The 26,815-nt window shown below is 70.4% G+C and carries 28 protein-coding genes and 2 tRNA genes; 15 read left to right on the forward strand and 15 right to left on the reverse strand.

Translation table 11 applies throughout. The annotated features are described in order from the left end of the window. Positions 1-5 precede the first annotated feature (5 nt). The 6 genes from BLQ50_RS16440 to BLQ50_RS16465 form a co-directional block, all read right to left on the reverse strand. On the reverse strand, positions 6-374 hold the full coding sequence (locus BLQ50_RS16440) for a hypothetical protein (RefSeq protein WP_093186059.1): 369 nt from the start codon (positions 372-374) through the stop codon (positions 6-8). Then, positions 374-940, reverse strand: coding sequence for an EndoU domain-containing protein (locus tag BLQ50_RS16445; protein ID WP_093186062.1), 567 nt, complete (start codon positions 938-940; stop codon positions 374-376). Before BLQ50_RS16445 ends, BLQ50_RS16440 begins: the two co-directional genes overlap by 1 nt. Then, complete coding sequence (locus BLQ50_RS16450; RefSeq protein ID WP_093186064.1) at positions 937-1,842, reverse strand: 3-methyladenine DNA glycosylase; 906 nt, start codon at positions 1,840-1,842, stop codon at positions 937-939. The genes BLQ50_RS16445 and BLQ50_RS16450 overlap by 4 nt, the downstream gene beginning before the upstream one ends. Before the next feature lie 9 nt (positions 1,843-1,851). Continuing rightward, complete coding sequence (locus BLQ50_RS16455) at positions 1,852-2,835, reverse strand: aldo/keto reductase (protein ID WP_093186066.1); 984 nt, start codon at positions 2,833-2,835, stop codon at positions 1,852-1,854. A 74-nt stretch (positions 2,836-2,909) separates the two neighbouring features. Beyond that, positions 2,910-3,335, reverse strand: coding sequence for a hypothetical protein (locus BLQ50_RS16460; RefSeq protein WP_093186069.1), 426 nt, complete (start codon positions 3,333-3,335; stop codon positions 2,910-2,912). Beyond that, on the reverse strand, positions 3,322-3,816 hold the full coding sequence (locus BLQ50_RS16465; RefSeq protein WP_093186072.1) for a MarR family winged helix-turn-helix transcriptional regulator: 495 nt from the start codon (positions 3,814-3,816) through the stop codon (positions 3,322-3,324). The genes BLQ50_RS16460 and BLQ50_RS16465 overlap by 14 nt, the downstream gene beginning before the upstream one ends. A gap of 143 nt (positions 3,817-3,959) precedes the next feature. On the opposite strand from BLQ50_RS16465, the gene BLQ50_RS16470 reads away from it, so the two are divergent. The 4 genes from BLQ50_RS16470 to BLQ50_RS16485 all read left to right on the forward strand — a co-directional run bounded on the left by BLQ50_RS16470 (position 3,960) and on the right by BLQ50_RS16485 (position 8,055). Continuing rightward, a complete protein-coding gene (locus BLQ50_RS16470) occupies positions 3,960-4,856 on the forward strand; it encodes a methyltransferase domain-containing protein (protein WP_093186074.1) in 897 nt (298 codons plus the stop codon). A gap of 37 nt (positions 4,857-4,893) precedes the next feature. Then, the gene (locus tag BLQ50_RS16475; protein WP_093186077.1) at positions 4,894-5,688 is read left to right on the forward strand and encodes a fumarylacetoacetate hydrolase family protein; all 795 of its coding nucleotides are present in this window, start codon (positions 4,894-4,896) and stop codon (positions 5,686-5,688) included. An 82-nt stretch (positions 5,689-5,770) separates the two neighbouring features. Further along, on the forward strand, positions 5,771-7,300 hold the full coding sequence (gene gltX, locus BLQ50_RS16480) for a glutamate--tRNA ligase (RefSeq protein ID WP_245701326.1): 1,530 nt from the start codon (positions 5,771-5,773) through the stop codon (positions 7,298-7,300). Between the two features lie 5 nt (positions 7,301-7,305). Continuing rightward, complete coding sequence (locus BLQ50_RS16485; RefSeq protein WP_175559178.1) at positions 7,306-8,055, forward strand: HAD family hydrolase; 750 nt, start codon at positions 7,306-7,308, stop codon at positions 8,053-8,055. 37 nt (positions 8,056-8,092) lie between these two features. On the opposite strand, the gene BLQ50_RS16490 is transcribed toward BLQ50_RS16485, so the two are convergent. Next, positions 8,093-9,028 (reverse strand): LysR family transcriptional regulator, encoded by a 936-nt coding sequence (locus BLQ50_RS16490; protein ID WP_093186085.1) that lies wholly within the window; start codon positions 9,026-9,028, stop codon positions 8,093-8,095. A 69-nt stretch (positions 9,029-9,097) separates the two neighbouring features. On the opposite strand from BLQ50_RS16490, the gene BLQ50_RS16495 reads away from it, so the two are divergent. Beyond that, on the forward strand, positions 9,098-10,171 hold the full coding sequence (locus BLQ50_RS16495) for a YeiH family protein (RefSeq protein ID WP_093186088.1): 1,074 nt from the start codon (positions 9,098-9,100) through the stop codon (positions 10,169-10,171). A 42-nt stretch (positions 10,172-10,213) separates the two neighbouring features. On the opposite strand, the gene BLQ50_RS16500 is transcribed toward BLQ50_RS16495, so the two are convergent. Beyond that, on the reverse strand, positions 10,214-10,852 hold the full coding sequence (locus BLQ50_RS16500; protein WP_093186091.1) for a hypothetical protein: 639 nt from the start codon (positions 10,850-10,852) through the stop codon (positions 10,214-10,216). Next, positions 10,845-11,717, reverse strand: a complete 873-nt coding sequence (locus BLQ50_RS16505) for a class I SAM-dependent methyltransferase (protein ID WP_093186094.1) — start codon at positions 11,715-11,717, stop codon at positions 10,845-10,847. The genes BLQ50_RS16500 and BLQ50_RS16505 overlap by 8 nt, the downstream gene beginning before the upstream one ends. A gap of 197 nt (positions 11,718-11,914) precedes the next feature. On the opposite strand from BLQ50_RS16505, the gene BLQ50_RS16510 reads away from it, so the two are divergent. Both BLQ50_RS16510 and BLQ50_RS16515 read left to right on the forward strand, forming a co-directional pair. Then, positions 11,915-11,986: transfer RNA gene (locus BLQ50_RS16510), tRNA-Gln, on the forward strand. A gap of 109 nt (positions 11,987-12,095) precedes the next feature. After that, a tRNA-Glu gene (locus BLQ50_RS16515) sits at positions 12,096-12,168 on the forward strand. Positions 12,169-12,557: 389 nt separating this feature from the next. Here BLQ50_RS16515 and BLQ50_RS16520 read toward each other — a convergent pair. Beyond that, positions 12,558-13,277: an IclR family transcriptional regulator gene (locus tag BLQ50_RS16520; protein WP_066461661.1), complete on the reverse strand. Its 720-nt coding sequence runs from the start codon at positions 13,275-13,277 to the stop codon at positions 12,558-12,560. A 126-nt stretch (positions 13,278-13,403) separates the two neighbouring features. Between BLQ50_RS16520 and leuC the strand changes: the two genes are divergently transcribed. The 5 genes from leuC to BLQ50_RS16545 all read left to right on the forward strand — a co-directional run bounded on the left by leuC (position 13,404) and on the right by BLQ50_RS16545 (position 18,859). Continuing rightward, positions 13,404-14,837 carry a 3-isopropylmalate dehydratase large subunit gene (gene leuC / locus BLQ50_RS16525; protein ID WP_093186096.1) on the forward strand — a complete coding sequence of 478 codons (1,434 nt, stop codon included), beginning with the start codon at positions 13,404-13,406 and terminating at the stop codon, positions 14,835-14,837. A gap of 32 nt (positions 14,838-14,869) precedes the next feature. After that, positions 14,870-15,508 carry a 3-isopropylmalate dehydratase small subunit gene (leuD, locus tag BLQ50_RS16530; protein ID WP_093186099.1) on the forward strand — a complete coding sequence of 213 codons (639 nt, stop codon included), beginning with the start codon at positions 14,870-14,872 and terminating at the stop codon, positions 15,506-15,508. Positions 15,509-15,641: 133 nt separating this feature from the next. Further along, entirely contained in the window at positions 15,642-16,958 is a 1,317-nt protein-coding gene (murA, locus tag BLQ50_RS16535; RefSeq protein ID WP_093186102.1) for a UDP-N-acetylglucosamine 1-carboxyvinyltransferase, read from the forward strand. Between the two features lie 78 nt (positions 16,959-17,036). Further along, positions 17,037-17,837 (forward strand): lysophospholipid acyltransferase family protein, encoded by an 801-nt coding sequence (locus BLQ50_RS16540; protein WP_093186105.1) that lies wholly within the window; start codon positions 17,037-17,039, stop codon positions 17,835-17,837. Then, on the forward strand, positions 17,834-18,859 hold the full coding sequence (locus BLQ50_RS16545; RefSeq protein ID WP_093186108.1) for an NAD(P)H-dependent glycerol-3-phosphate dehydrogenase: 1,026 nt from the start codon (positions 17,834-17,836) through the stop codon (positions 18,857-18,859). Before BLQ50_RS16540 ends, BLQ50_RS16545 begins: the two co-directional genes overlap by 4 nt. A gap of 6 nt (positions 18,860-18,865) precedes the next feature. Here BLQ50_RS16545 and BLQ50_RS16550 read toward each other — a convergent pair whose 3' ends face one another. Together BLQ50_RS16550 and BLQ50_RS16555 are read right to left on the reverse strand one after the other, a co-directional pair. Next, complete coding sequence (locus BLQ50_RS16550) at positions 18,866-19,579, reverse strand: AMIN-like domain-containing (lipo)protein (RefSeq protein WP_093186111.1); 714 nt, start codon at positions 19,577-19,579, stop codon at positions 18,866-18,868. A 141-nt stretch (positions 19,580-19,720) separates the two neighbouring features. Beyond that, entirely contained in the window at positions 19,721-20,908 is a 1,188-nt protein-coding gene (locus BLQ50_RS16555) for a trans-sulfuration enzyme family protein (RefSeq protein WP_093186114.1), read from the reverse strand. A 42-nt stretch (positions 20,909-20,950) separates the two neighbouring features. Between BLQ50_RS16555 and BLQ50_RS16560 the strand changes: the two genes are divergently transcribed. Continuing rightward, positions 20,951-22,111, forward strand: a complete 1,161-nt coding sequence (locus BLQ50_RS16560) for a D-alanine--D-alanine ligase family protein (RefSeq protein ID WP_093186117.1) — start codon at positions 20,951-20,953, stop codon at positions 22,109-22,111. A 7-nt stretch (positions 22,112-22,118) separates the two neighbouring features. Here BLQ50_RS16560 and BLQ50_RS16565 read toward each other — a convergent pair whose 3' ends face one another. After that, positions 22,119-22,664, reverse strand: a complete 546-nt coding sequence (locus tag BLQ50_RS16565) for a DUF3515 family protein (RefSeq protein WP_245701327.1) — start codon at positions 22,662-22,664, stop codon at positions 22,119-22,121. 54 nt (positions 22,665-22,718) lie between these two features. On the opposite strand from BLQ50_RS16565, the gene BLQ50_RS16570 reads away from it, so the two are divergent. Continuing rightward, entirely contained in the window at positions 22,719-23,702 is a 984-nt protein-coding gene (locus tag BLQ50_RS16570; RefSeq protein WP_093186120.1) for a thiamine-phosphate kinase, read from the forward strand. 33 nt (positions 23,703-23,735) lie between these two features. Here BLQ50_RS16570 and BLQ50_RS16575 read toward each other — a convergent pair whose 3' ends face one another. After that, positions 23,736-24,251: a GNAT family N-acetyltransferase gene (locus BLQ50_RS16575; protein WP_093186123.1), complete on the reverse strand. Its 516-nt coding sequence runs from the start codon at positions 24,249-24,251 to the stop codon at positions 23,736-23,738. Positions 24,252-24,414: 163 nt separating this feature from the next. Next, positions 24,415-24,606 (reverse strand): 50S ribosomal protein L28, encoded by a 192-nt coding sequence (gene rpmB / locus BLQ50_RS16580; protein WP_066461686.1) that lies wholly within the window; start codon positions 24,604-24,606, stop codon positions 24,415-24,417. A 372-nt stretch (positions 24,607-24,978) separates the two neighbouring features. On the opposite strand from rpmB, the gene BLQ50_RS16585 reads away from it, so the two are divergent. Continuing rightward, complete coding sequence (locus tag BLQ50_RS16585; RefSeq protein WP_139185861.1) at positions 24,979-26,763, forward strand: DAK2 domain-containing protein; 1,785 nt, start codon at positions 24,979-24,981, stop codon at positions 26,761-26,763. Positions 26,764-26,815 lie beyond the last annotated feature (52 nt).

Below are 26,815 nucleotides of genomic sequence, written 5' to 3' on the forward strand. Positions count from 1 at the left end.
TCCGCCTACGCGGGGGACTCGCTTGCGGACTCGCGACGGTATTCTGCGCGCGCGTCGAGGAGAGCCTGCACGAGGTCGCGGAGCTCGCGGGTAGGGACGGTGACATCGGCGGCGGCCTCATCCGGTTCGAGCAGGTCGGCGAGCCGGTCGGTGATGACGGCCTGCTCGGCGTCGGCCACGAAGCTCATCCGGTCACCCCCGCCGGTCGCGCTGGGTACGTGCCCGGTGAGGACGGAGTCGAGCAGGCCGAGCGTGCGCCGGTGCGGACTCTCGTTGAGGAACACCTGCAGCGCGCGGTCGGACGGGTCGGCGAGCTGGACGTGGACGAAGGTCCGCCAGGGCTGCTCGACGACCTCGAAGCGATGCTCGCGCACTAGTTCTCCATCACCGGGTAGGCGGTCGTGATCAGGTCGGAGTCGTCGAGGTACATGTGGACGGTGATCCCGCCCGAGGTCACCCCGTCGTACCCGCCGTCGCCGGAGGACACGCGTGAGCCGTAGGCCTCGTTGATCGCGTCGACGACCTGCTGGGCGGTCCATGACGCCGGGAAGAACGTGGAGTAGCCGTCGTTGCTCGTCTTGTTGGTGCCGCTGACCGAGACCTGCGCCTCGTAGAGGCCGTGGCCGTCCGCGGCGCTCGCCGTCCCGGGGAGGATCTGACCGGCGGCCAGGTCCCCGAGGGCGGTCGAGTGGTATCCGACGGCTGCGCCCTTCCGGTTGATCTCCCCGGACAAGACATGCTCCGTGCCGTGGGCCGTGAAGGTCTCCGTGCTGGCCAGGGCGTCCAGCGCCTCGTCCAGGGTGGCCGCGAGGTTGGCTGGAGCTTCGACAGGAGAGCTGGGGGATACACCAGGGGAGGCATCGAGCGACGTCAGGACCGAGCACGAGGACAGGCTCAGAGCGAGGACGAGCGCGGCCACGGCGCCTGCGAGGCGCCTCATGCCGTGCCACCGGGTGTGCCGTCGGCCAGTGCTCGGTCGCACAGCGCAACGATCCGCTCTCGCAGGGGAGCGGCCCGGTCGGCGAAGTCACGCTGCCTGCGTGCGTATTCCACTTTGCCCTCAGGTGTCTCGATCATGACGGCGTCCTCCCCGAAGCGGGAGACGTCGTAGGGAGAGGCCTGCATGTCCAGCCCCCGGATGTCGCGGGCCAGCTCGAAGCAGTCGAGCACGAGCTCGCTCGGCAGCAGCGGGACCAGCTTGTTGGTCCACTTGAACAGGTCCATCCCGGCATGCAGGCAGCCGGGCTGCTCGAGCGCTGGCTGATCGTCGCGCGTGGGCTGGAGCCGGTTGAGCGGGACGGCCTCGGGGGTGAAAAAACGGAAGGCGTCGAAGTGCGAGCAGCGGATCTGGTGCGCCTCGACGACCTCGTCGGTCCCGGAGGCGCCCAGCCGCAGCGGCAGCGTGTGGCGGGTGTCGTCGCCCTGCTTGTAGACCATCGCCCACTCGTGCAGGCCGAAGCAGCCCACATTCGCCGGACGCCGGGCCGTCGCGGCCACGAGGTCGCGGATGTAGGTGACGGTCCCCCCGCGCTCGGCGAGGAAGGCCTCGACATCAACGGTCACGCCGCCGTCGGGCGCGCGGGTGTGCCAGCGCCAGGCGAGGCGGTCGCTGATCTGCCCGGGGGAGGCTGCGTCGTCGTGCAGGGAGATGCCAGCGCCGGGGTGCCAGCGGCGCAGCGGGCCCGGGCGGGTCTTGTAGTAGGTGAAGAGGAAGTCGTCGATCTCGTGCTTCTCGCCCGTGAGGCGGCGCGCACGCCACCCGGCTGTGGCCGCGTCGGCGCGCTCGGCGTGGGCGGCCTCGCGCAGGGACCACTGCGGGTAGGGAATAGGGGAGTGGGGCACGGGCTCAGCCTAGAACAGTGCGATCTTCCCGGGGGCAGGGAAGATCGTGTCGAGCTCGGCAAGGTCGGCGGCGGTCAGCGGCTGAACTGCCGCGGCGTTCTGCACGACCTGCTCGGGACGGGTCGCCCCGGCGATCACGGACGCGACGACCGGCTGCGCGGCGAGCCAGGAGAAGGCGACCTCCACCTCGGTCAGGTCGCGCTCGCGGGCGAAGGCTGAGAAGCGGTCCAGGGCCTCCCACGGCGCGGACTCGAGCAGGGCCGGCTTGGAGTGGGTGATCCGCCCGTCGGCCGGGCCGCCCGACGCCGCGTATTTTCCGGTCAGCAGCCCGTTGGCGAGCGGGAAGTAGGGGAGCAGGCCCAGACCGTAGGCGCTCGCGGCCGGCACCACCTCGAGCTCGGCGCGGCGGTCGAGGAGGTTGTAGTGGTTCTGGGCGGAGACGAATCGCTCGGTGCCCAGCTGCCGGGCGACCAGCTCGGCCTCGGCGATCTGCCAGCCCGCGCGGTTGGAGTGCCCGATGTAGCGGACCTTGCCGCTCGTGACCAGGGCGTCGAGAGCGCTGAGCGTCTCCTCGATGGGCGTCCCGGCGTCCGGGGTGTGGAACTGGTAGAGGTCGATCCAGTCCGTACCCAGCCGGCGTAGCGACGCCTCGACGGAGTTGATGATGTAGCGCCGCGAGCCGCGCGCGCCGAGGTCGGGGCCGTTGCCGCCGTCCATGTCCATGCCGAACTTCGTCGCGACGACCACGTCCGCGCGACGCGCGCCGAGGGTCCTGCCGAGGATCTCCTCGGACAGCCCGGGAACGGCCCCGTAGCAGTCGGCGACGTCGAAGAACGTGATCCCCGCGTCGAGGGCGGCATCCACGACGAGCTGGCTCCCCTCGAGGGTCTCGGTCGCACAGAGGGGGCGGCCCAGGTTGTTGCAACCCAGCCCGACGACGGAGACGGTGAGGCCGGAGGAACCGAGGTGGCGAAGTTCAGGTGAAGTGCGCATGCTCCGAATATAGGTGCGTGAGGGGCTCGCGCCCGACGACGAAGTTAGACATCTAGGTTCCCATCCCCTCGCTCTCAGGGGGCGGTCCGCCTCGCGATCGTGGCGTCGATGTCGCCGTGGGCGAGGTAGAAGCAGATCTCGACTCGCTTCCCGTCGTCGTGCACGAGCATCGTGGAAGGGAATTCGGCGGATTCCGCGTGGGCAATGCCGTTCTCGTCGAATGTCATGAGCCAGTTCGTGTGGAGGAGGCTGAAGCCGCCCCCGAGCGGGGTGCTCGTCCAGTCGGTGAGGCGGGTCGACCGGAGCCCGGCCTGTTCGAGAGTGTCGCTGCGCCGGGTGAGGGCTCCGGCCATCACTTCGTTGGGAACCGCCACGGCGCCGTTGCCTGATCCAGCGAGGAAGGTGGCGGCGAACAGGGCTGCAGTTCCGCTCGCGTCGTTGGCGTTGCTGCGCTCTTCGTATCGTTCCAGGAATGCGGTGAGTGCGTCAGGTGCGGTCATGGTCGGGGTCCTCTCCTTCGGGGTGAGCTCCGGTCGGCGGGTTCGCGGCGATGTCGGCGGGTTCGAGTCGTCGGAGAAGTTGGTTGAGGGTGGCTTCCTGCTCGTCGAGCCCGGCGAAGAAGGAGGCGTTGTCCGTGAGGGCCTCGTCGATGCTGCGTCTGGCGATGGCTCGCCCCTGCGGGGTCGCGGCCAGTCGGCGGGCTCGTCGGTCTGAGGGATCGGGTCTGCGCTCGATCATTCCCTTCCGGTCGAGGGAGTTGAGCGAGAGGGAGATCGAGCCCTTGTCGATGCCGACGTAGTCCGACACCGATTGCTGATTCACCGCCTGCCCCTGGGCTTCCAGCCAGACGACACCGACGAGGGTGACGAACTCCGAGTGGGTGATGCCGAGGGCGCGGAGGGACTGCTGGCGCAGCTGCTGCCAGGCGCGGGCGACCGCCCAGAGGTGGAAGCCGGTGGATGACCGGGGGTCGAGGCTCATATAGTTAGTATAACAACTATCTGGTGGCGAGGCCGGTTCTCGTGCGCCGCGGGGCTGTCCGGAGGGAAGCGCAATCTCACCCCGATGCCCACGATCTGAGAACGGGGTCTCATTTATGTCACGATCCGCATACGGTCTTACCTATGAACCCGACCACACCGGCGCGCACCGTCGCGCCGACCGACACGCAGCGCGAGGCCCCCACAGGAGCCCACGGCAGCGAACAGTCCCGCGAGTCCGAGTCCTACACCCACGGTCACCACGAGTCCGTGCTGCGCTCGCACAAGTCGCGAACCGCCGCGAACTCCGCAGCGCACCTCGTGCCGCTGCTGCGTGAAGGCATGTCTGTGCTCGACGTCGGCTGCGGCCCTGGCACGGTCACCGTCGACCTTGCCCGCCTTGTCGGCCCGGGGAAGGTCGTCGGGGTGGACGCCGCGACCGCGATCCTCGACTCCGCCCGTGAGCTGGCCACCTCCTCCGGGGTGGACAACGTGAGCTTCGAGTACGCCAACGCCTACAAGCTCCCCTTCGAGGACAACACCTTCGACGTGGTGCACGCCCACCAGCTGCTCCAGCACCTCTCGGACCCGATCGCGGCGATCACCGAGATGCGCCGGGTCGCCAAGCCGGGCGGCATCGTCGCCGCGCGCGACGCCGACTACGGCGCCATGACCTGGTACCCCGAGTCCGCCGGGCTCACCGAGTGGAACACCCTGTACCACGAGGTCACCGCCGCCTACGGCTACCAGGCCGACGCCGGACGCCGTCTGCTCAGCTGGTTCCAGGAGGCCGGGTTCGCCCCTGACGCGCTCACCGCCTCGGCCGGCGTGTGGTGCTACGCCTCGCCCGAGTCGCGCACCTGGTGGGGCGGGCTGTGGGCCGAGCGGTGCATCGCATCGAACTTCGCCGTCCAGGCCCAGGAGTCCAACCTGGCCGACGACGTCGCGCTCGAAGAGCTTGCGCACGAGTGGCGGCGCTGGGCCGAGCAGCCCGACGGATGGTTCTCCGTGCTCAACGGCGAGATCCTCGCCCGCGCCTGAGATTCGCCCGCGAGCAAGCACACCGTAGGCTTGCCCCGTGCGTATCGCTAGATTCACCACCGGTAATGACCCGCGCTATGGCATTGTGCAGACCGAGCACGGCAAGGACTTCCTTGCTGTGCTCAGCGGTGACCCGCTGTACATGCCCGTCACGCCCACGGGCGAACGGATCGAGATCGGTGACGGGGTGCGCCTGCTCGCACCCGTCATCCCTCGGTCCAAGATCATCGGCGTGGGGCGTAACTACGCCGACCACGCCGCGGAGATGGGCAACGAGGTCCCCGGCAGCCCGATGCTCTTCTTCAAGCCGAACACCTCGGTGATCGGTCCCGACGACCCCATCGTGCTGCCCGAGTTCTCGAGCGAGGTCAGCTACGAGGCCGAGCTCGCGATCGTCATCGGCAAGGTCACCAAGAACGTCACCCCCGAGAGCGCGCTCAAGCACGTGCTCGGCTACACGGTGGCCAACGACGTCACGGCCCGGGACGCCCAGCGCACCGACGGCCAGTGGGCCCGGGCGAAGGGCTTCGACTCCTCCTGCCCGATCGGTCCGTGGATCGTCACCGACCTGGAGACCGACGAGCTGGGCGTGACCTCCCGGGTCAACGGCGAGGCCCGCCAGGACGGCAACACCCGGGACATGGTCTTCGACGTGGCCTTCCTCGTCTCCTACGTCTCCGAGGCGTTCACGTTGCTACCCGGCGACATCATCCTCACCGGCACCCCGGCCGGCGTCGGGCCGATCGTCGCGGGCGACCGGGTCGAGTGCGAGGTTGAGGGCATCGGGGTGCTGAGCAACCCCGTCGTGCGCCGCAACTCCACCGAGGACTGAGCCGGGGACGGACTGGGTAGTCTTAGGGGGGCCCTCACGGGCCCCCCTTCGTCGTTCCTCGATCCGAAACCCAGGTGTGTTCGTGTCTGCAGAGACCACCCCCGCTGTGTTCAGCACCACTCCCGTGACCGGCAGCGACATCCGTGTCCGCTTCTGCCCCTCACCGACCGGGACCCCGCACGTCGGGCTGATCCGCACGGCCCTGTTCAACTGGGCATACGCCCGCCACGTGGGCGGGACCTTCGTGTTCCGGATCGAGGACACCGATGCCGAGCGCGACTCCGAGGAGAGCTACCAGCAGCTCCTGGAGGCACTGCGCTGGCTCGGGCTGAACTGGGACGAGGGCATCGAGGTCGGCGGACCGCACGAGCCATACCGCCAGTCCCAGCGCGCCGACATCTACCAGGATGTCATCGCCAAGCTCGTCGAGGGCGGCTACGCCTACGAGTCCTTCACGACGCCCGAGGAGACCGAGGGGCGCAACGTCGCGGCCGGGCGCCCCAAGGTCATGGGCTACGACGGCTTCGACCGCGACCTCACCGACGCCCAGAAGGCGGCCTTCCGGGCCGCCGGGCGCGAGCCCGTGCTGCGCATGCGCATGCCCGACGCGGACGTGACCTTCACCGACCTGGTGCGCGGCGACGTGACCTTCAAGGTCGGCACCGTCCCCGACTACGTGATCGTCCGTGCGAACGGCCAGCCGCTGTACACGCTGGTCAACCCGGTCGACGACGCGCTCATGGAGATCACCCACGTGCTGCGTGGTGAGGACCTCCTCTCCTCGACCCCGCGCCAGGTGGTCCTCTACCAGGCACTCCTCGAGCTCGGCGTCGCGAAGGTCATGCCGGCATTCGGTCACCTTCCCTACGTCATGGGCGAGGGCAACAAGAAGCTCTCCAAGCGTGACCCCGAGTCGAACCTCTTCCTGCACAAGGACCGCGGGTTCATCCCCGAGGGCCTGCTCAACTACCTCGCGCTGCTCGGCTGGTCGATCGCGGCCGACAACGACATCTTCTCCCTCGAGGAGATGGTGGCAGCCTTCGACGTGGCCGACGTGCTGCCCAACCCGGCCCGCTTCGACCTGAAGAAGGCCGAGTCGATCAACGCCACGCACCTGCGCCTGCTCGCCCCCGAGGACTTCCGGAACCGGCTCGTGCCGTACCTGCACGCGACCGGCCTGGTCCCGGCCGACTCCTACGCCGACCTCGACTCCGCGCACCAGCGCCTGCTCGACGCCGGTGCCCCTCTTGTCCAGGAGCGCATGACGCTGCTCGGTGAGGCCTCGGGGATGCTCGGCTTCCTCTTTGCGGCCGACGACGCCGTCGCGGTCGAGGACGAGGCCCGCGCGGCCCTGCGCGAGGAGGCCGCCACGGTCCTCGACCACGCGATCGACACGCTCGCCGCTCTCGAGGACTTCGGCCCCGCCGCCCAGCAGGAGGCACTCAAGGCCGTCCTGGTCACCCAGCTGGAGATCAAGCCGAAGTTCGCTTTTGCGCCGCTGCGCGTGGCGATCACCGGACGCCGGGTGTCCCCGCCGCTGTTCGAGTCCATGGAGATCCTCGGCAAGGACGCGACCCTGACCCGCCTGCGGACGCTCCGGGCAACCCTGTGAGCGGTGTGGTCTTTGCCGGCCGTGGCCCGATCGACGGGGTGCTCTTCGACATCGACGACACCCTGGTGAACACGCGGTCGGCCTTCGGTGCGGCGATGACGGCCGTCGCCGAGGCGTACCTCACCGACCTGCCGCGCGAGCGCTACGACGAGGTCCTCGCTATGTGGCGCTCCGACTCCGACGGCAACTACCGCCGGTACACCCGGGGTGAGCTGACCCTGCGCGAGCAGCGTCTCATCCGGGCCAACCAGCTGCAGTCCGAGTTTGGCGGTGGCCCGCTGGGCGACGCGGACTTCGAGGCGTGGGACGCGGTCTTCGAGGCAGGCTTCCAGCAGGGCTGGGCCGCGCACGACGACGCGGCACCGGCCGTGGCGACCGCCCGCGACCGGGGCCTCGCGGTCGGCGCGCTGTCCAATGCTGACTCCGGTTACCAAGAGCTCAAGCTCGCCCGGACGGGCCTGGGGCACGTGCCCATGCTCGTGGGCCTGGACACCCTCGGCTTCGGCAAGCCCGACCCGCGGGTGTTCCTCGAGGCGTGCTTGCGGCTGGGCACGGACCCCGCCCGCACCCTCTACGTGGGCGACGAGCTCGACCTGGACGCCCGCGCTGCGATCGCGGCGGGGCTCTACGGTGCCTGGATCGATCGACCGGGCACCCGGCGCGGAGGTGTCCATGAGGAAGACCCAGCTGCGGCGGCCGCAGACGGCGTCGTCGTGATCTCTGCGCTGGCTGAGCTGGACGCGCTGTTCGCCTGAGGTTTGCGCCGGTGGCCGGGTACTCCCTGGCCGCCGGTCAGCCGGCCCGCGGCGCCGTGACAAGCGCGGCGATCTCGCGCACGGGCGCGCTCAGCTCTGCGCCGTCCTTCCAGACCAGGCGCAGCCGACGGTCGAGAGCCAGTCCGGGCACCTCGATCCGGATGAGCGACCCGCGATCGAGGTCCTCGGCGACCGCGAGCTCCGAGAGCACAGTCACGGCGTCGGAGTACTGCACGGCGGTCTTCAGGGCCGCCGTGGACCCCAGGTGCGGCAGGTGATCGGGCAGCTGCGCGCCCGCAGCGGCGAGGGCCCGGACGAGGATGTCGCGGGTCCCCGACCCTTCTTCGCGGATGACGAGCCGGGCCGCGACGAGCTCGGCGAGGGAGGCGCGCGCCGCGCGCCTGCGGGCCCACGGGTGCTGGGGGCCGACAAGGACGACGAGGGTGTCGCGCATGATCGTCCGGCTGCGCAGCCCGCGCCGCACCGACGTGCCCTCGACGAAGCCGAGGTCGGCGTCGTCGGCCAGGACGAGGTCCATCACGTCGTGGGAGTTGCGCACGATGAGCTCAACATCGGGGCGGCGGTTGGTATCGGCGCCGATCTGAGTGAGCCACCGCGGCACGAGGTGCTCGGCGATGGTCAGGCTTGCGGCGAGGCGTACCCGCGGGGTGGGTGCCGTGCGCAGGGCCGCGACGCCCTGCTCGAAGCGGTCGGAGGCGGCGAGCACCGTCTGCGCCCAGGCGGCGACGGCGCGCCCGGCGTCGGTCAGGGTGGCCCCGCGCGATGCGCGCGTGAGCAGCTCGAGCCCGAGGTCCCGCTCGAGGCGGCGCAGGGTGGCCGACGCGCTCGGCTGGGACAGGCCGAGGGCCCGCGCCGCGGCGCTGATCGAGCCATGGGTGTCGCTCGCGATGAGGACCTCGAGCGCGGCCAACGAGGCCCGCTGCGCGCGCTTGTTGATCCGCTCATCAGCCATAGCCTAGAACTATAGCAACGGAAGTGATTGGGGGGTCTGCGCGGTTCCCAGGTGCGCCAGGCTTGAAGCGTGAACAGAACCGCTCGCATCGCCGCCCTCGCACCCGGACTCGCGCTCGCCCTCGTGGCCACCGCGGCCAGCTCCGCACTGTCCTGGGTGGTCTCGACGGTCTCTGGTGCCGCGATCTCACCGCTCGTTGTGGCCCTCGTCCTTGGCGCAGCTCTCGGGTCGAGCCGCCGCGCGCCCGCCACGGCCTCCACGGGCCTAGGGTGGACCACCAAGCACGTCCTGCGTGCCGGGGTGGTGCTGCTCGGCCTCAAGCTCTCCCTGGGCCAGGTGGTCGACCTGGGGTGGCGCGGCGTGACCGTCATCGCGGTGACGGTGACCTGCACCTTCATCGGAACGCTCCTTGTCGGCAAGGCTCTGGGCGTGGCCCGCCTGACCCGGCTCTACGTCGCCACCGGATTTTCGATCTGCGGGGCCGTGGCGATCGCCGCGATGGCAGGGACGGCCGGGCCCCGGGAGGCCGTCACGAGGCAGCCTGGGGGTCCTGGCGCGGCAGCGCTCGCCGGCGCTGACACCGAGGCTGCCGATGCGCTGGGCACCTCGCTCGCGCTCGTGACGATCTACGGGTCGCTCGCGATCTTCGTGCTGCCGTGGCTGGTCTCGGTCATCGGCCTCGACGACGCCCAGGCCGGGCTGTGGATCGGGGCGAGCGTGCAGGAGGTCGCGCAGGTCGTCGCCGCGGCCGGGATGGTCTCGACCACGGCGCTGGCCGCAGCCACGGTCGCGAAGCTCGCGCGGGTGGTCCTGCTCGCCCCGCTCACCGCAGGGGTGTCCATGGTCCGCCGGGCCATCGAGCCCGGGCAGGCGAACCGCACCAGGGTCGCGCCGGTCCCGCTCTTTGTGCTCGGCTTCCTTGCCGCGGTCCTGGTCCGCTCGACGGGAGTGCTCCCTGGGGCCCTGCTCGTCGGGGCCGAGACTGTGAGCAATCTCATGCTCACGGCAGCGATGTTCGCTCTCGGCACGGGCGTCGACCTGCGGAGGCTGATCGCCACCGGCGGGCGTCCGCTGGCCCTCGGCGCGATATCGGCGACGATCGCGGTCGGCGTCAGCCTCGTGGGGGTCCTCGTTCTCGGCTGACGCAATGCCTTGCACCCGGATGTGAGATCCGTGTGACACCCCTCATCTGACCGTGGAGTCCCACGTCCATCGGGTCTGCCGGGAACGCCCGGGCAGGGCGATGCGGCCGGTGCACCACAGCAGCGCGGCCGCCGGCCGCGCGCCAGGCGGGTGCACGAACAGCCGGTGGGTGGCCCGCAGCGCGGGCCCCTCCGGAATCGGCAGACGCCCAGCGGGGGTGACGTCGACTCCCAGCCCCTGCGCCGTGTCGTACCCATGGACGAGCAGCTCGACCACGCCCATGGCGGCGAAGCCGGGTCCGTCCGAGAGGCCATAGGGGTGAAAGGCGCGTGCGTCGGGCGAGGCGCTGGCCACCTGGGTGGCGAGCAGCTCAGCGCTCGCCGTGAGCGTCTCGCTGAGTCCGCCGACCCCGCTCGAGCGGTCCACGCGTGCGATGTCGTCGCCGCCGTCAGCGGCGACCAGCGGCAGGTAATCGAGCCGCGGGAGCCCGGCGAGCTGAAGGGCGTAGGCGAGCATGTCGTCGACCACGTGCTCGCCCGTGCGCCAGCACGACCAGGCCAGGTTGCCTGCGGGGGCGTCGAAGTCTCCTTGGGCGCCGGTACGCAGCACCTGGGTGAACCATCGCGCGCTCTCCCGCACGTCGTCCGCGGTGACGGGGCCGGACTCGATGAGGTCAGCCACGGCCGGGTCCGGAGGTCAACGGCGACGGCAGGCGGTCCGCGCGCCAGCACTGCGCGTCGTAGGGGAGGTCGATGAGGTCCTTGCCGCGCAGGTCGGGGTGCGTGCTCGTGAGGTGGTCGACGGCGTTGAGCAGTGCGTCACGGCTGGCCGCGTCGAGGGTGAGGAGGTAGCTGCGCGAGGCGGCGAGGGCCCGCAGGCCCGCGGGCGTCATGGCGGCGTGCCAGCGGAAGGTCGTGTGCTCGGGCGGTCCGAAGAGGGCGCCGTCGGGCAGGTCGAGGGTCGGCGGCTGGTAGCTCGGGGCGAGGGTGTCGCCGCGGTGGATGATCTCGGTGAAGGCGCGGACCCAGTCGGTTGAGTTGTCCCGGACGTTCCACACGATCCCGAGCCGTCCGCCCGGGCGCAGCACCCGGGCGATCTCGGCCGCGGCGGGCTCGGGGGAGAACCAGTGCCAGGCCTGCCCGACGACGACGGTGTCGACGCTCGCGGTCTCCAGGGGGATCGACTCGGCGGTCCCGGGCAGCGCGGTGGCCTGGGGGAGCGCGCGTTCGAGCTCGGCCCGCATGGCCTGCGACGGCTCGACCGCGGTGACCTGCAGTCCGCGTGCGACCAGGCTCCGGGTGAGCTTGCCCGTGCCCGCGGCGAGGTCCAGCACGTGCGTGCCAGGCCCGGCCCCGGCGGGCAGCAACCAGTCCACGGCCTCGGGCGGGTACTCGGGACGGACCTGGGCGTAGACCTGAGCGCCCTGCTCGAAGGACTGCGCACGGTCCGTGCGCGAGGCAGGGTCCACCCCTTGGCGGGCGTGCGGCGGGGCGATGGCGGCCGCTGTGGTCGGAGCCGGGCCGTCGCCCGCGAGGTTCGAAGTCATGATCTGACCGTGCCATGTCGGCGCGGGCTGGTCTACCGCTGGAGGGACGCTGGTCACCACACCGAGAACCCGCCGAACGGACCGCCGGGGACGGCCGGTTTGGTGGATCGGGCGACCGTCCGGTAATGTTTCCGTTCGGTGCGGCTCACGGAAACGCCCTGCGAAAGCGGGACGATTCACCGGAAGTCAGTGCTCATTGGGGTATGGTGTAATCGGCAACACATCGGTTTCTGGTACCGACATTCTAGGTTCGAGTCCTGGTACCCCAGCGGAGAATTTCTACGGTTTTATACGGCGCAAAACCGCCGAGAAACATGATGTAGAGTTCTCAATCGGAAGTTGATCCACCGGCTGCACAGCAGGTGATCAGGTTCTTAGGCCCCCATCGTCTAGCGGCCTAGGACGCCGCCCTCTCACGGCGGTAACACGGGTTCAAATCCCGTTGGGGGTACAACGTAAGGCCCGACCGGTTCGCTGGTCGGGCCTTTGTTTGTTTTCGGCCGCGAGAGCCTCGCGCACCGTCGTCCCATCACGGCCGACCCCAGCCCGCCACTCGCAGTTGTGCTACACGTCACAGTGCGCCCTGCGTCCCGTGTTCACTCGCTCACCCGTCCGCAAGCTTCGTGCCCCCAGCCCCGCCGAACTCGTGAATGACGCCAGTTATCCGGAGGCGGACCCGCCTGGCTCACGAGTCCGGCGACGGGGGGGCGACGGGGGAGGGGGATCGGAGGGGGATCGGAGGTGGGCCTGGGGCTGCGAGAGCCCTGCCGCATCCGGAGATGGCTCGGGCGCGGCACCTGAGGGTGCCGCGCCCGGGGAGCGGAGAGGTGACGCGGAGGGCTATTCGCCCGAGCGGCGCAGGACCTCGGTGAGGCGGTTGGCGGCGGCGACCACGGAGCCGGCGTGCAGGCGGCCGGGCTGGCGGCTCAGGCGCTCCACGGGGCCGGAGATGGAGACGGCGGCCACGATGCGGCCGGACGGCCCGCGGACGGGCGCCGAGACGGAGGCGACCCCCACCTCGCGCTCGGAGACGGACTGGGCCCAGCCGCGGCGTCGGACGCCGGAGAGGATGGTCGCGGTGAACTTCGCTCCCTGGAGCCCGCGGTGCAGGCGGTCTGGCTCCTCCCAGGCGAGAAGGATCTGCGCGGCCGAGCCGGCGTGCATCGTCAGGGTGGCCCCGACCGGGATCGAGTCGCGCAGACCGACCGGACGCTCGGCGGCCGCGACGCAGATGCGTTGGTCGCCCTGGCGACGGTAGAGCTGGGCGCTCTCGCCCGTGTGGTCTCGCAATGCGGTCAGAACCGGGTTCGCGGCGGCGAGCAGACGGTCCTCGCCGGCCGCGGTCGCGAGCTCGTTGAGCCGCGGTCCGAGCACGAACCTGCCCTGCATGTCTCGAGTGACGAGACGGTGGTGCTCCAACGCCACAGCAAGGCGATGGGCCGTTGGGCGGGCCAGTTGCGTGGCTGCGACGAGCTGTGCGAGGGTGGCCGGTCCTGCCTCAAGAGCACCCAAAACGGATGCTGCCTTGTCGAGCACTCCGACTCCGCTAGAATTGTCCATAGGTCGATATTGCAGTCTCGAAGGCTGAGACGCAAATGGACTCTCCGAAAGCCCCCCAAAAAACCGCACATGTCACCCGCACGGGCCGCCGAGGGCCGGGGGAGACGGTGTACGAGAGGAACAGTGATGGCCGGCACGCTGGCAGAGAAGGTCTGGGATGCGCACCTGGTGCGCCGAGGTAGTGATGGTGCACCTGACCTTCTCTACATCGACCTCCACCTCGTCCACGAGGTCACCAGTCCCCAAGCGTTCGAGGGACTGCGCCTCGCTGGACGTCCGGTCCGTCGCCCGGACCTGACGATCGCGACCGAGGACCACAACACCCCGACGCTCAACATCGACCTGCCGATCGCGGACCTCACGAGCCGCACGCAGATCGACACCCTGCGCAACAACGCGAAGGAGTTCGGCATCCGCCTGCACTCCCTCGGTGACGCAGACCAGGGCATCGTGCACGTCGTCGGCCCTCAGCTCGGTCTGACCATGCCCGGGCTCACGGTCGTCTGCGGCGACTCCCACACCTCCACGCACGGCGCCTTCGGTGCCCTCGCCTTCGGCATCGGCACGTCCGAGGTCGAGCATGTGATGGCCACGCAGACGCTGCCGCTGGCACCGTTCAAGACGATGGCGATCACCGTCAACGGCGCCCTCCCCGAGGGCAGCACGGCCAAGGACATCATCCTGGCCGTGATCGCGAAGATCGGCACCGGTGGGGGCCAGGGCTACGTCCTGGAGTACCGCGGCGAGGCCATCCGCGCGCTGTCGATGGAAGGTCGCATGACGATCTGCAACATGTCCATCGAGGCCGGCGCCCGCGCCGGCATGATCGCTCCGGACGACATCACCTTCGACTACCTCGAGGGCCGCCCGCACGCGCCCGAGGGCGCCGACTGGGACGCCGCCGTGGAGTACTGGAGGACGCTCAAGACGGACGACGACGCGACCTTCGACACCGAGGTCTTCCTCGAGGCCACCGACCTCGAGCCGTTCGTCACCTGGGGCACCAACCCGGGCCAGGGCCTGCCGCTGTCCGCCAACGTCCCGATCCCCTCCGAGATCGCCGACGAGAACGACCGTTTCACGGCCGAGCGTGCGATCGAGTACATGGGACTCAACCCCGGTACCCCGCTGCGCGACATCGCGATCGACACGGTCTTTATCGGCTCGTGCACCAACGGCCGGATCGAGGACCTGCGGGCCGTCGCCGAGATCGTCGAGGGCAAGAAGAAGGCCGACACGCTCCGCGTCCTGGTCGTCCCCGGCTCGGCGCGCGTGCGCCTGCAGGCCGAGGCCGAGGGCCTGGACAAGGTCTTCCTCGACTTCGGTGCCGAGTGGCGCAACGCCGGCTGCTCGATGTGTCTGGGCATGAACCCGGACCAGCTGGCACCGGGGGAGCGCAGCGCCTCCACGTCGAACCGCAACTTCGAGGGCCGTCAGGGCAAGGGTGGTCGCACCCACCTGGTCTCTCCGCTCGTGGCTGCCGCAACCGCGATCCGCGGAACCCTGTCCTCGCCGTCCGACCTCGCCAAGGACGCAGCCGACGCCCTCGCGTCCGCCTGATCGCGCCCCGAACAAGAGTTTCTGGAGTCATCATGGAGAAGTTCACCACGCACACCGGAGTGGGCGTCCCGCTGCGTCGCAGCAACGTCGACACCGACCAGATCATCCCTGCGGTCTACCTCAAGCGCGTGACCCGCACGGGCTTCGAGGACGCGCTCTTCTCGGCCTGGCGCAGCGACGAGTCCTTCGTCCTCAACCAGCCGGCGTACACGACCGGCAGCGTGCTCGTGGCCGGGCCCGACTTCGGGACCGGGTCCTCGCGTGAGCACGCCGTGTGGGCGCTCAAGGACTACGGCTTCAAGGTCGTCCTCTCGACGCGCTTCGCGGACATCTTCCGCGGCAACTCCGGCAAGCAGGGTCTGCTCGCCGGCCAGGTTGCCCCGGAAGACATCGAGCTGCTGTGGAAGGTCCTGGAGACCAAGCCCGGGACCGAGGTGACGGTCAGCCTGATCGACCGCACCGCGACCGCGGACGACGTCGTCGTGCCCTTCCAGGTCGACGACTACACCCGCTGGCGCCTCATCGAGGGCCTCGACGACATCGGCCTGACCCTCCAGCACTCGGACGAGATCGCCGAGTTCGAGACGACGCGGGCCGCCTGGCGTCCCACGACGCTCCCCGCCAAGCACCTCCCGCCGGTCGAGATCGTGGCAGCCCGCCCCGTGTCCTGACCGCACGACCTGCATGAACCCGCGAGGTCACCTAGGAATAGGTGGCCTCGCGGTTGCGTTCGAGCGGTGAAGACCCCGTGTACGCCTGCGCTCTGAGTAGGACGCAGCCCGATCGATAGGCGACGATAGCGTCATGACAGATCTGCTCTACGTCAACGGCGGAAACCCGTTGAACGGAACCATCACCGTCCGTGGCGCGAAGAACTTCGTCTCCAAGGCCATGGTCGCCTCCCTGCTGGGTGACGGCCCCAGCGTGCTGCGCAACGTCCCCGAGATCCGCGACGTCAACGTCGTCTCCGGTCTCCTGGAGCTGCACGGCGTCGCGGTCGACTACGACGCGCCGGCCGGGGTGCTCAAGCTCGACCCCAGCAACGTCGAGTCCGCCCACGTGGCCGACATCGACACCCATGCGGGCTCGAGCCGGATCCCTATCCTGTTCTGCGGCCCGCTGCTGCACCGTCTCGGCGAGGCGTTCATCCCCGACCTCGGCGGCTGCCGGATCGGCGACCGCCCGATCAACTTCCATCTCGACATCCTGCGTCAGTTCGGTGCCCAGGTGGACAAGCGCGAGCAGGGCATCCACCTGACCGCGCCCAACGGCCTGCACGGGACCAAGATCTCCCTCCCGTACCCGAGCGTCGGCGCGACCGAGCAGCTGCTGCTCACGGCCGTCCGCGCCGAGGGCATCACCGAGCTGTCCAACGCGGCGATCGAGCCCGAGATCATGGATCTCATCAACGTGCTGCAGAAGATGGGCGCGATCATCTCGGTCGACACCGACCGGGTGATCCGCATCGAGGGCGTCGAGCGTCTCTCCGGTTACCGCCACACCGCGCTCAGCGACCGGATCGAGGCCTCGTCCTGGGCCTCGGCGGCGCTGGCCACCCAGGGTGACATCTTCGTCAAGGGCGCCACCCAGCCCGAGATGACTGCCTTCCTCAACACCTTCCGCAAGGTCGGCGGCGAGTTCGAGGTCGAGGAGGACGGCATCCGGTTCTTCCACCCGGGCGGCGAGCTCCGGTCGATCGTCCTGGAGACGGACGTCCACCCCGGCTTCATGACCGACTGGCAGCAGCCGCTCGTCGTCGCGCTGACCCAGGCCAAGGGCCTCTCGATCGTCCACGAGACGGTCTACGAGAACCGCTTCGGCTTCACCGAGGCGCTCGTGGGGATGGGCGCGAACATCCAGGTCTACAAGGAGTGCCTCGGCGGGCGCCCGTGCCGCTTCGGCCAGCGCAACTTCTACCACTCCGCCGTCATCTCCGGCCCGACGCCGCTCGCCGCCGCCGAGATCGAGGTCCCGGACCTGAGGGGCGGGTTCAGCCACCTCATCGCGGCCCTGACCGCCAAGGGTGTCTCCACGGTCCGCGGCATCCAGCTCATCGACCGCGGCTACGAGCGGTTTACCGAAAAGCTCGAGGCACTCGGCGCCGAGTTCTCCCGGGACTAGAACGTGACTCGATCGGCGCCGGTCCCGTTCCACCTCGGAAAGGGACCGGCGTCGGCACGGTAGCGGTAATCTTGCCCCGTGACAGTTGAGACAAGCGCGTCCGGCCGCAAGAACAGAGACCTCACGTACCGCATCGTTGCGGGGGTCGTGAAGCCGTTCCTGCGGGCGGTGTGCAAGCTGGACTGGCAGGGAACCGAGTACCTTCCCACCACGGGCGGGTACATCGCCGCAGCGAACCACATGACGAATATCGACCCGTTGACGTTCGCGCACTACCTCTACGACTCCTCCCGCCCGCCGCGGATCCTCGCGAAGGCGTCGCTGTGGAAGATCCCCGTGCTGCGTACGGTGCTCGACAAGACCGGCATGATCCCCGTGCACCGCAACTCCGCCGGCGCGGCCTCCTCGCTGGCCGACGCCGTCACGCAGCTGCAGAACGGGGAGTGCGTCGCGGTCTTCCCCGAGGGCACCCTGACCCGCGATCCGAACCTGTGGCCGATGGTCGGCAAGACCGGGGCCGCGCGCCTCGCGCTCAGCAGCCGCGTCCCGGTCATCCCGGTGGCCCAGTGGGGACCGCAGAACATCCTGGGCCAGTACTCCAAGCGGCTGCGGCCCTTCCCGCGCAAGAAGGTCTCCGTCCACGCCGGCCCCGCGGTCGACCTCGCGGACCTCTACGACCGCCCGATGGACGCCGCGGTGCTCCGGGAAGCCACGGAGCGGATCATGACGGCGATCACCGACCTGCTCGTCGAGCTCCGGGGCGAGGCCGCTCCGGCCGTCCGCTTCGACATGCGCAAGTCTGGGAAGTCGGCGGCGCCGGAGACAGTCGCGCCGGAGACCTCGACAGACCCCGACGCCGACGGCGGAGCCGCCCGATGATCGCCGCTGTCCTCGGATCCGGTGCCTGGGGCACCACCTTCGCCCAGGTGCTCGCCGACGCCGGGTGCTCCGTGCGCCTGTGGGGTCGTAGCGTCGAGACGGCCGAGCAGGTCAACACCGACCACGTCAACGGCCGCTACCTGCCCGGGGTCGTGCTCCCGGAGACGATCACCGCGACGACCGACGCCGCCCAGGCCCTCGCCGGGGCCGACCTCGTGGTGATCGCCATCCCCTCCCAGAGCGCGCGCGCCACGCTCGAGCCGTTGCGCGCCTTCCTGCCCGCCCATGCCGTCGCGGTGTCCCTCATGAAGGGCGTCGAGCTGAGCACCGACCAGCGGATGAGCCAGGTGGTCGCGGAGGCCCTCGACATCGACGCCAGGCGCGTCGCGGTGGTTTCCGGCCCCAACCTCGCCGGCGAGATCGCCCAGCGGCAGCCGACCGCGACCGTGGTCTCCTCGACGGACCCGGCGACGGCCGCCCTCGTGGCCAAGGCCTGCTCGTCGGGGTACTTCCGTCCCTACACGAATGCCGACGTCGTGGGCGTCGAGCTCTGCGGGGCCGTGAAGAACGTCATCGCCCTCGCGGTCGGGATGGCCCAGGGGCGCGGCTTCGGGTACAACACGACCGCCACGGTCATCACCCGCGGACTGGCCGAGATCACGCGGCTCGGGCTCGCCCTGGGAGCCGACAGCGAGACCTTCCCGGGGCTGGCGGGTATGGGGGACCTCATGGCCACCTGCGCCTCGCCGTCCTCCCGCAACCACACCCTGGGTCGTCACCTGGGCCAGGGTATGGCCCTCGAGGACGCCATCGTGGCGACCGGTGGGACCGCAGAAGGTGTCAAGTCGTGCCGGTCCGTGCTTGAACTGGCCCGCTCTGTCGGGGTAGAGATGCCGATCACCGAGGCCGTCGTGGGTGTGCTCCACGCTGGGCTGCCGGTCGAGGACATGGCACGTGGCCTTCTCGCCCGTCCGCAGCGAGCCGAGGGAACCGGCCGTTCGGACGTAGGCCACGTCGCCTGAAGCAGGTCACTCGCGCGTCTCCGAGACGTCGACGACTACTCGGACTGGGTCGTCCAGGAGGTAGGCCCGGAAGGGGTGACCGGGCTCGGTGATCCCGATGAAGGACCCGGTGATCCCCTCGAAGACGCTCCATCCCACGACCTCGGTCACGATCGTCGTGCCGTCCCCGCGCACGGCGGTGGAATGTGTGAACTGTGTGGCTCCCGAGTCGCTCGGGTAGGCGCTTCCGGAGATCGCGACCGAGAGCCTGGCCTCACCGGCGAGGTAGAGCTGCATACCGCTGCCGTCCTGGACCGCCTCGGAGACGTAGGCGACCGTCCAGCCGGGCGTCCCGGTCCCGGCCATCTCGTAGACGACGCGGTCGAAGCCGGGGTGGTGGGCCACGCGGACGTCGGTCACGGTGAGCATCGCGCCCTCTGATGCCTCGGCTGTGTCCGGTGAGGTGTCGGCCGGGAACGGCGGTGGTGCGGTGACGTCGTCGGCGGGTGGCGCCGTGGTGGTCGCCCCGCCCTCAGGTGTGGTTGTCGAGCTGTCCGGCGGCGCGGGCTCGGAAGGCGAGGACGTGGTCGGTGCTGGTTCTGCCGTGGAGTAGCTGGGGGTCCCGGGATTGACGTAGCCGTCGCAGCCGACCAGGGTCAGCGCCCCTCCGACAGCGATCGCGGCGACCCGGATCGAGACCGGCTTGCGCTGGCGTCGGCTTCGCGAGGTGTGGGCATCCATCGTGCGCCTCCGGCACTCACTCTGGGCGGACCCAGCGATCCAATGGATCGCTTCGCAGTCGGCCTTTCTCTCACGATAGGACCGACCGCGCCTGCGTCGGTCAAGAAAGCGTCACATCTTGGCGGCGATCGCGACTCGGGGTCAGAGCTGGTCAAGCCCGTGGTTGAGCGCCTGGTCGAGGTCGGCCCACAGGTCCTCGACGTCCTCGACCCCGACGCTCATCCGCAGCAGGTCCTCCGGCACTGTCACGGACTCGGTCGGGAAGCGGCGTCGGCGTTCGAGGGTCGACTCGACGCCACCCAGGCTCGTGGCCGGTGTCCACAGCGCGAGCGCGGCGACGACGGCGTCGGCCGCCGCGGCGCCCCCGCGCGGACGCAGGCCGATGATCGCGCCGTAGCCGTCCATGATCCGCGAGGCGACCTCGTGCCCCGGGTCGCCCGGCAGGCTCGGGTGGCGCACCTGCTCGACGGCGGGGTGGGTCGAGAGTCGAAGGGCAAGCTCGGCGGCGTTGGCCTGGGCGCGCTCGACGCGCAGCGACAGCGTGCGCAGCCCGCGCAGCGCGAGCCACACCTCCCACGGCCCGGCGATCGCCCCGTGCAGGGTGCGGTAGGCGCGGATCGTGGCGTTCAGGTGCGCCGAGCTGGTCACCGTGATCCCGAGCACGACGTCTGAGTGCCCGGCGAGGTACTTCGTGGCGGAGTGCACGACGATGTCGGCCCCCATCTCGAGGGGACGCTGCACGAGGGGAGTTGCGAAGGTGTTGTCCACGGCCACCAGGGCGCCCGCGCGGTGCGCGGCGTCGATCAGCACGGGCAGGTCGGCGACCTCGAGCATGGGGTTGGTGGGGGACTCGATCCACACGAGGTCGGCGCCGGCGAACTCGGCGATCGTCGCCTCGGAGTCGGCCACGTCGACCCGCACGACCGTGACCCGGTGGCGCAGCGCCATGTCGTCGACGAAGCCGAGGGTCACCTGGTAGGCGTGGCGGGGCACGACGACCTTGCCGCCGTCGGGCACCATCGACAGGACGGAGGCGATCGCGGCCATGCCGGATCCGAACACGACGCCGGGCTGGGAGGCGCCCTCCAGGGCGGCGACGGCGTCCTCGAAGGGTCCCCAGGTTTCGGTATCCATGCGGGTGTAGAGCTTCTCACCCGGGCCGGCGACACCCGCGGAGACGTACGTCGAGGAGAGCACCACGGGCGGGTTGACCGGCGCGCCCTGGACGCGCGGCGGCCGGCCGGCCGTGACGGCCACGGTGGCCCGGGCGAGCGTGGCGGGGTGGGAACGAGGTCCGGTGGCTGCGGGGTTGTGTGGCGCGTCGGTCATGGGACTGAGACTATGCCGTCGACTCCGGTAAAGTCGCACGCGATGCCTACCGTGCCCGAACCCCAGCTGCCACCCACCTCCAAGACCACCGCGCCCCGGCGCGCGCGCGTCGTGCTGCTCTTCGGCGGCCGCTCCGGCGAGCACGTCATCTCCTGCGCGACGGCCGCCGGCGTCATGCGCGCGATCGACCGCGACCGCTTCGACGTGATCCCGGTGGGCATCACCCGCTCGGGTCAGTGGGTCGTGGCCGCCGACGACCCCGACCTGTGGGCGATCTCCGAGGGGCACCTGCCCGAGGTGGTGGCCACCGACCGTGAGGTCCTGCTGCCCATGGCCACCGGTGAGCGCGCGCTGCGCGAGCTCGTCCCCGGTGAGCTCCCGGCGATCCTGGGCGACGTCGACGTCGTCTTCCCGCTGCTGCACGGCCCCTTCGGCGAGGACGGCACGCTCCAGGGCATGCTCGAGCTCGCCGACGTCCGCTACGTCGGCGCCGGGGTGCTGGCCTCCGCGGTCGGTATGGACAAGCACTTCATGAAGCTCGTGCTGGCCGGCCAGGGGCTGCCGATCGGCCCGTTCGCCGTGATCCGTCCGGGGGAGTGGGATGCGAACCCCAAGGCCTGGACCGAGTCGATCGCGAACCTCGGCCTGCCGGTCTTCGTCAAGCCCGCCCGGGCCGGGTCGAGCCTGGGCATCTCCAAGGTCAACGACCTGGCCGACCTGCCGGCCGCCATCGCCGAGGCCCGCAAGCACGATCCCAAGGTGATCGTCGAGGCGGGCATCGTGGGGCGCGAGATCGAGTGCGCCGTGCTCGGCGGGCGCACGGGTCAGCGTCCGCGTGCCTCGCTGCCCGGTGAGATCGAGGTCACCGACCTCAATCATGACTTCTACACCTTCGAGGCCAAGTACCTCGACGAGGCGAGCGTCGTGCTCACCTGCCCCGCGGACCTGCCGTCCGAGATCATCGCCGAGGTGCAGGACGTAGCGGTGCGCACCTTCGAGGCGGTGGCCGCCGAGGGGCTCTCCCGCGTGGACGTGTTCGTCACCCCGACCGGGAAGGTCATTGTCAACGAGATCAACACGATGCCCGGGTTCACGCCATTCTCGATGTACCCGCGGATGTGGGAGAAGAGCGGCCTCGGCTACTCCGACCTCATCACAGAGCTGCTCGAGCTGGCCCTCGAACGGCCGACCGGGCTGCGCTGAGGTCGACCTACACGCAGCGCTTGGTGACCGGGATCTCGTTGACCGCGGAGGCGAGGTCGACGAGGGCGGCGGTGGGCTGTCCCGAGATCGCTGCGGGGACCTGGACGGAGACGGCGGGCTCGCGCCCGTAGGTCGTGAATGTCCATCCCTTCTCGTCCGAGGACGTGATCCAGTCGAAGGCCGTGTCGACCCCGCTGATCGGCACCACGATCTCCTGGCAGTTGCCCACCCCGACGGCGGGCTGCGAGACGCCGCAGCGCAGCGTGATCGCCGCACCCGGCTCTCCCCAGGCGGCGGTCGCCTGACTCGACGCCTTGACCTTGGGCAGGCCACCCACCTCGGCCGGGACCATGAGCACCGTCCGGGCGCACAGGGGATTGCCGGCGTCCTCGCCCGCGGTCACGTTGATCGTCGGGGTGCAGCCGGCGACCGCTGAACCGACGGCGGCGACCAGCAGCGCGAGGGCGGCGCGGCGGGAGCGGGTGAGCGGACGGCGTCGGGCAGGGCTGGTGTGGGCAGAGCCATTGTGGGCACGGACGTGAGGGGAAGGCACGCAGCCACTGTAACGTCCGCCGGTCGCCCGCCCGGGCAGCGGTAAAGTTGCTGCGTGACTGACCTCGAACTCGTCCGGGACCTCTCGGAGGAGCAGCTGCTCGCCCGCTTCGTCCCGCTCCTGCCGACCGCCGCTTCGACCATCGTCGGACCCGGCGACGACGCAGCCGTGGTGTCCGCCCCCGACGGCCGGTTCGTCGTCTCGACCGACGTCCTCGTCGAGGACCGGCACTTCATTCGCGCCTGGTCGACGGGCTACGACGTCGGATGGCGAGCTGCCATGCAGAATCTCGCCGACTGCGCCGCGATGGGGTCCCGGGCCACGTCGCTCGTGGTGTCCCTGGTCATCCCCGGCGACCTCGAGGTGTCCTGGGTGACGGACCTGGCGCGCGGCCTGGCCGATGCGTGCGGGGCGCATGGAGCGGCCGTCGTCGGCGGGGACCTGTCCGGGGGGCAGATGATAGTCGTGGCGGTCACCGTGCACGGTGACCTGGCCGGGCGCCCCCCGGTCCTGCGGTCGGGCGCGCAGCCCGGTGACACGGTGGCCCTCGCAGGCGTGCTCGGCCGGTCGGCCGCAGGGCTTGCGCTGCTGGGCGCCGCCGTCGCCGATCCGGACCCCACCCTCGTGGCCGCGTTCCTGCGACCTGACCCCCCGCTCGAGGCCGGTGTACGCGCGGGTGTGGCCGGTGCGAGCGCCATGCTCGACATCTCCGACGGCCTGCTGCGCGACGCCGGCCGGATCGCTCGGGCGAGCGGGGTCACCATCGACCTCCTCGACCCGGCCGACTCCGTCCCGGGCGACCTGGCCGCGCTGAGCGAGGCAGCCGGGCGGCTCGGGATCGACCCGCTGACCTGGGTGCTCACCGGTGGCGAGGATCACGGCATGCTCGCGACCTTCCCGGCCGGTGTCGAACTGCCGGCCGGGTTCCGGGTGATCGGGTCGGTGCGGGAGCTTGGCGCCAGCAGCACAGCGCGAGTGACCGTCGCGGGGGCGGAGCCCCCGGTCACGGGACCGGGATGGGACCACTTCGCGGGTTGACCGGGGAGCTTGGGCGAGCCCGGTCAGGCGCGTTCAGGCACGGCGGTAGCGCACCTCGGTCAGGCCCTTGTCGCTGTACTCCTCGATCTTCTCCACGCCGTCGGGGGCAAATCCGTGACGCCGGTAGAAGTGGCGGGCACGGTCGTTGTCCGCGAGGACCCAGAGGGAGACGGGGGTCGTGGGCGGCACCTCGGCCAGGAGGGTGCGCATGAGGTCGCGGGCGACCCCACGGCCCCAGGCCTCGGGGTCGAGATAGATCGCGTAGAGCTCGAGGTCGCCCTCCTCGGCGTCCTCGTCGCGGCACGGACCGATGTTGGCGAAGCCGACGGTCCGTCGAGCGATCTCGGCGAGCCACGTGCTCGAGGTCCCGTCGGAGATGACATCGAGCCAACGCTTCTCGCGCGCGTCGATGTCGAGGGAGGAGAGGTACTCGTCGGGCACGATGCCGGCGTAGGCCTCGCGCCAGGATGCGATGTGCACGCGGGCGATCGCCCGAGCGTCGTCGGGGGTCGCCGTCCGGATCGTCACGTCTTCGAGTTGGTCCACCATGGAGTCAGCCTGCCACGAGAAGTGCCCTAGGCCAACAGTTGAAGAGGGGCGAACTGTAGAAGGCGGACATCGTCGCGATGTGCACACAGCGATGTGCAGACAACACAGAAGCCCGCCGGACCGAATCCGACGGGCTTCCTTCTGCGCTCTCCGTGAGGAGGGCTCAGATGTGACGCGTAACCTTGCCTGCCTTGAGGCAGGAGGTGCACACGTAAAGGCGCTTGGGCGCACCGTTGACGATTGCGCGAACGCGCTGGATGTTCGGGTTCCAGCGGCGCTTCGTGCGCACGTGCGAGTGCGAGATGCTGTGCCCGAAGCTCGGGCTCTTGGCGCAGACTTCGCAGTTGGCAGCCACGGTCTCTCCTGATCGTCGTGCACGCCGCTAGGGGCGCGAATTCAATGGTCTGTGGATGCGGAGCCACGGTTTCCGGCAGTATGACCTGACGGCTGCGGTGTGGTTCGCGCATGCCCTGGTGAATGCGGGCAACCTCGATAGAGTAGCCGATTTTTGGCCCGGTTCTCAAATGCGGCTCGAGATCGGGGCTCTGGCACGGCTCCAGGGGGCCGCAGAGGCTTGGACTGAGCCGATCCGCGGCGGGTCCCGGGGAGGTCGTTGGCCGGTCCGAGCGGTCCCTCGCGGGCCGCCCGATGCACCCCGGCGGCCCGTGTGCGTCATCATGTGAGGTTGAAGGCAGGCGATGGGAGAGGTGTGACGACGAGCGACGACGTGTCATCAGAGGGAGGAGGCGACCTCCTGACGGTCGCGGTCGTGCGGACGTGGGTGGTTCTCGCGATGGAGTTGCTCACCGCGGCCCGCCCGGTGATCAACGAGGCAAACGTGTTCCCGGTCGCGGACTCCGACACCGGGACCAACCTGTGCCTCACGCTCGGTGACGGACGGGACGCCCTAGACGCGCTCGGAGCCACGGCTGGTCTCGACGAGGCGCTGCGCGCGCTCGCCCGCGGCGCCCTGATGGGTGCGCGCGGCAACTCCGGGATCATCCTCAGCGAGTACCTGCGCGGCTTCGCGCTCGGGATCGCCGGCCGTGCGGGGGCGGGGGGCGCCAGCGCTGCTGCCGTCGTGGCCGGCCTCGTCGAGGCCTCGCGTTGCGCCTATGACGCCGTCGGTCGCCCCCGGGAGGGCACGATCCTCACTGCGGCGACCGGCGCCGCCCGCGCGGCCGCCCACGCGCTCGAAGCGCACTCGGCTCGGGTGGCGCCGGGAGCGCCCTCCCCGGTCGTGGGGCTGCACCATGTCGTCGACGTGGCCCGGGCAGGCGCCCAGGTTGCGCTCGAGCGCAGCGTCAAGGAGCTCGACGTGCTCGCCGCGGCCGGTGTGCTCGACGCCGGCGCCTACGGCCTGGTGCTCATCCTCGACGCGCTGGGGCTCAGCCTCGACGCGGCCTCAGCGTCGGTGGTGTCAGAGGCGGCAGGCAGGATCACGATCATGGACTCGCTCGCCGTGGCCGACGCCGTCACGCACCCCGCCGATGCCCAGGTGGCCCATGCCCATGCCGGCGTCGCCCAGGCCGACCACACGGCGTCGGACGGCGAGTTCGAGGTGATGTTCGTCGTCGGGCACGTGGGAGCAGATCGGCAGGAGATCGACACGATCGCTTCGACCCTGCGCGAGAGGCTGATCCAGGTCGGGGACTCCGTCGTGGTGGTCGGCGGCGCGGACGAGTCCGCTGCTGCCGAGAGCGCCGAGACGAACGGGACGTGGCAGGTGCACGTGCACACCGACCATCCGCTCGCGGCTCTGCGCGTCGCCGACGGCTGGAGCCAGCGCCAGATCGTGGTCCGTAGCCTGCCGAACCAGGTCGCAGCGCGCGCTCATGGCGCGCAGCCGCCGCACGGCGTCGTGGCATGCATCGCCTCGCCCGGTCTCGTGACCGATCTCGCGCGCAGCGGGGCGGTCGTGGTGCTGCGGGGGACGGCGCCGATCGGTCGCGACGATCTCCGTCGCGGTGCGCTGGAGACCACGGCCGCGCGCGTCACGCTGGTGCCAGCCGATGCGAGCACCGTCCGGCAGGCCCTCGAGCTGGCCGGGTCGGTGCTTCCAGGGCATGGGCTGTTGCCGGGGATGGACGTCGTGGAGAGCGTGAGCGATCTGCATGTGGTCGCGGCGATGTCGGCGTGGGCGACCTCGCAGGGGCCGGGCGCGGGGGAGCCGGACACGGGCGGCGCTGCCGTACCCGTACCCGTACCCGTACCCGTACCCGCGCCCTCGCTCCGGCTTGCCGGCATGCGCACGGCCGTCCTGGCGGTGCGGGCCGTCACGGTCGACGGCTCCGACCCGGCAGCGCTCCGCGCCGGGCTCGCGGAGATCCTCGCCGACGTGCGCGACGGCCCGGCCGCGGTGCTCACGATGCTGGTCGGTGACCTGGTCCCCGTCCAGGTCACCGACGACCTCGCGGTAGCAGCCGCACGACGATGCCCGGGGATCGAGATCGTCGTGCTGTCCTCGGGACGCCGCTCGGCGTCCCTCGTGATGGGAGTGGACGAGCAGTGACGGGACACCAGGAGACTCACCGCCCGGAGGTGATCGTCATCACAGACGGTCA

Source organism: Sanguibacter gelidistatuariae, from assembly GCF_900096585.1.
Lineage (GTDB): Bacteria > Actinomycetota > Actinomycetes > Actinomycetales > Cellulomonadaceae > Sanguibacter > Sanguibacter gelidistatuariae.

Coding starts and splice junctions, on each gene's coding strand:
- BLQ50_RS16445 (WP_093186062.1), bottom strand. CDS start 940: ATGAGGCGCCTCGCAGGCGCCGTGGCCGCGCTCGTCCTCGCTCTGAGC.
- BLQ50_RS16455 (WP_093186066.1), bottom strand. CDS start 2,835: ATGCGCACTTCACCTGAACTTCGCCACCTCGGTTCCTCCGGCCTCACC.
- BLQ50_RS16460 (WP_093186069.1), bottom strand. CDS start 3,335: ATGACCGCACCTGACGCACTCACCGCATTCCTGGAACGATACGAAGAG.
- BLQ50_RS16465 (WP_093186072.1), bottom strand. CDS start 3,816: ATGAGCCTCGACCCCCGGTCATCCACCGGCTTCCACCTCTGGGCGGTC.
- BLQ50_RS16470 (WP_093186074.1), top strand. CDS start 3,960: ATGAACCCGACCACACCGGCGCGCACCGTCGCGCCGACCGACACGCAG.
- BLQ50_RS16490 (WP_093186085.1), bottom strand. CDS start 9,028: ATGGCTGATGAGCGGATCAACAAGCGCGCGCAGCGGGCCTCGTTGGCC.
- BLQ50_RS16505 (WP_093186094.1), bottom strand. CDS start 11,717: ATGACTTCGAACCTCGCGGGCGACGGCCCGGCTCCGACCACAGCGGCC.
- BLQ50_RS16520 (WP_066461661.1), bottom strand. CDS start 13,277: ATGGACAATTCTAGCGGAGTCGGAGTGCTCGACAAGGCAGCATCCGTT.
- leuC (WP_093186096.1), top strand. CDS start 13,404: ATGGCCGGCACGCTGGCAGAGAAGGTCTGGGATGCGCACCTGGTGCGC.
- leuD (WP_093186099.1), top strand. CDS start 14,870: ATGGAGAAGTTCACCACGCACACCGGAGTGGGCGTCCCGCTGCGTCGC.
- murA (WP_093186102.1), top strand. CDS start 15,642: ATGACAGATCTGCTCTACGTCAACGGCGGAAACCCGTTGAACGGAACC.
- BLQ50_RS16545 (WP_093186108.1), top strand. CDS start 17,834: ATGATCGCCGCTGTCCTCGGATCCGGTGCCTGGGGCACCACCTTCGCC.
- BLQ50_RS16550 (WP_093186111.1), bottom strand. CDS start 19,579: ATGGATGCCCACACCTCGCGAAGCCGACGCCAGCGCAAGCCGGTCTCG.
- BLQ50_RS16555 (WP_093186114.1), bottom strand. CDS start 20,908: ATGACCGACGCGCCACACAACCCCGCAGCCACCGGACCTCGTTCCCAC.
- BLQ50_RS16560 (WP_093186117.1), top strand. CDS start 20,951: ATGCCTACCGTGCCCGAACCCCAGCTGCCACCCACCTCCAAGACCACC.
- BLQ50_RS16575 (WP_093186123.1), bottom strand. CDS start 24,251: ATGGTGGACCAACTCGAAGACGTGACGATCCGGACGGCGACCCCCGAC.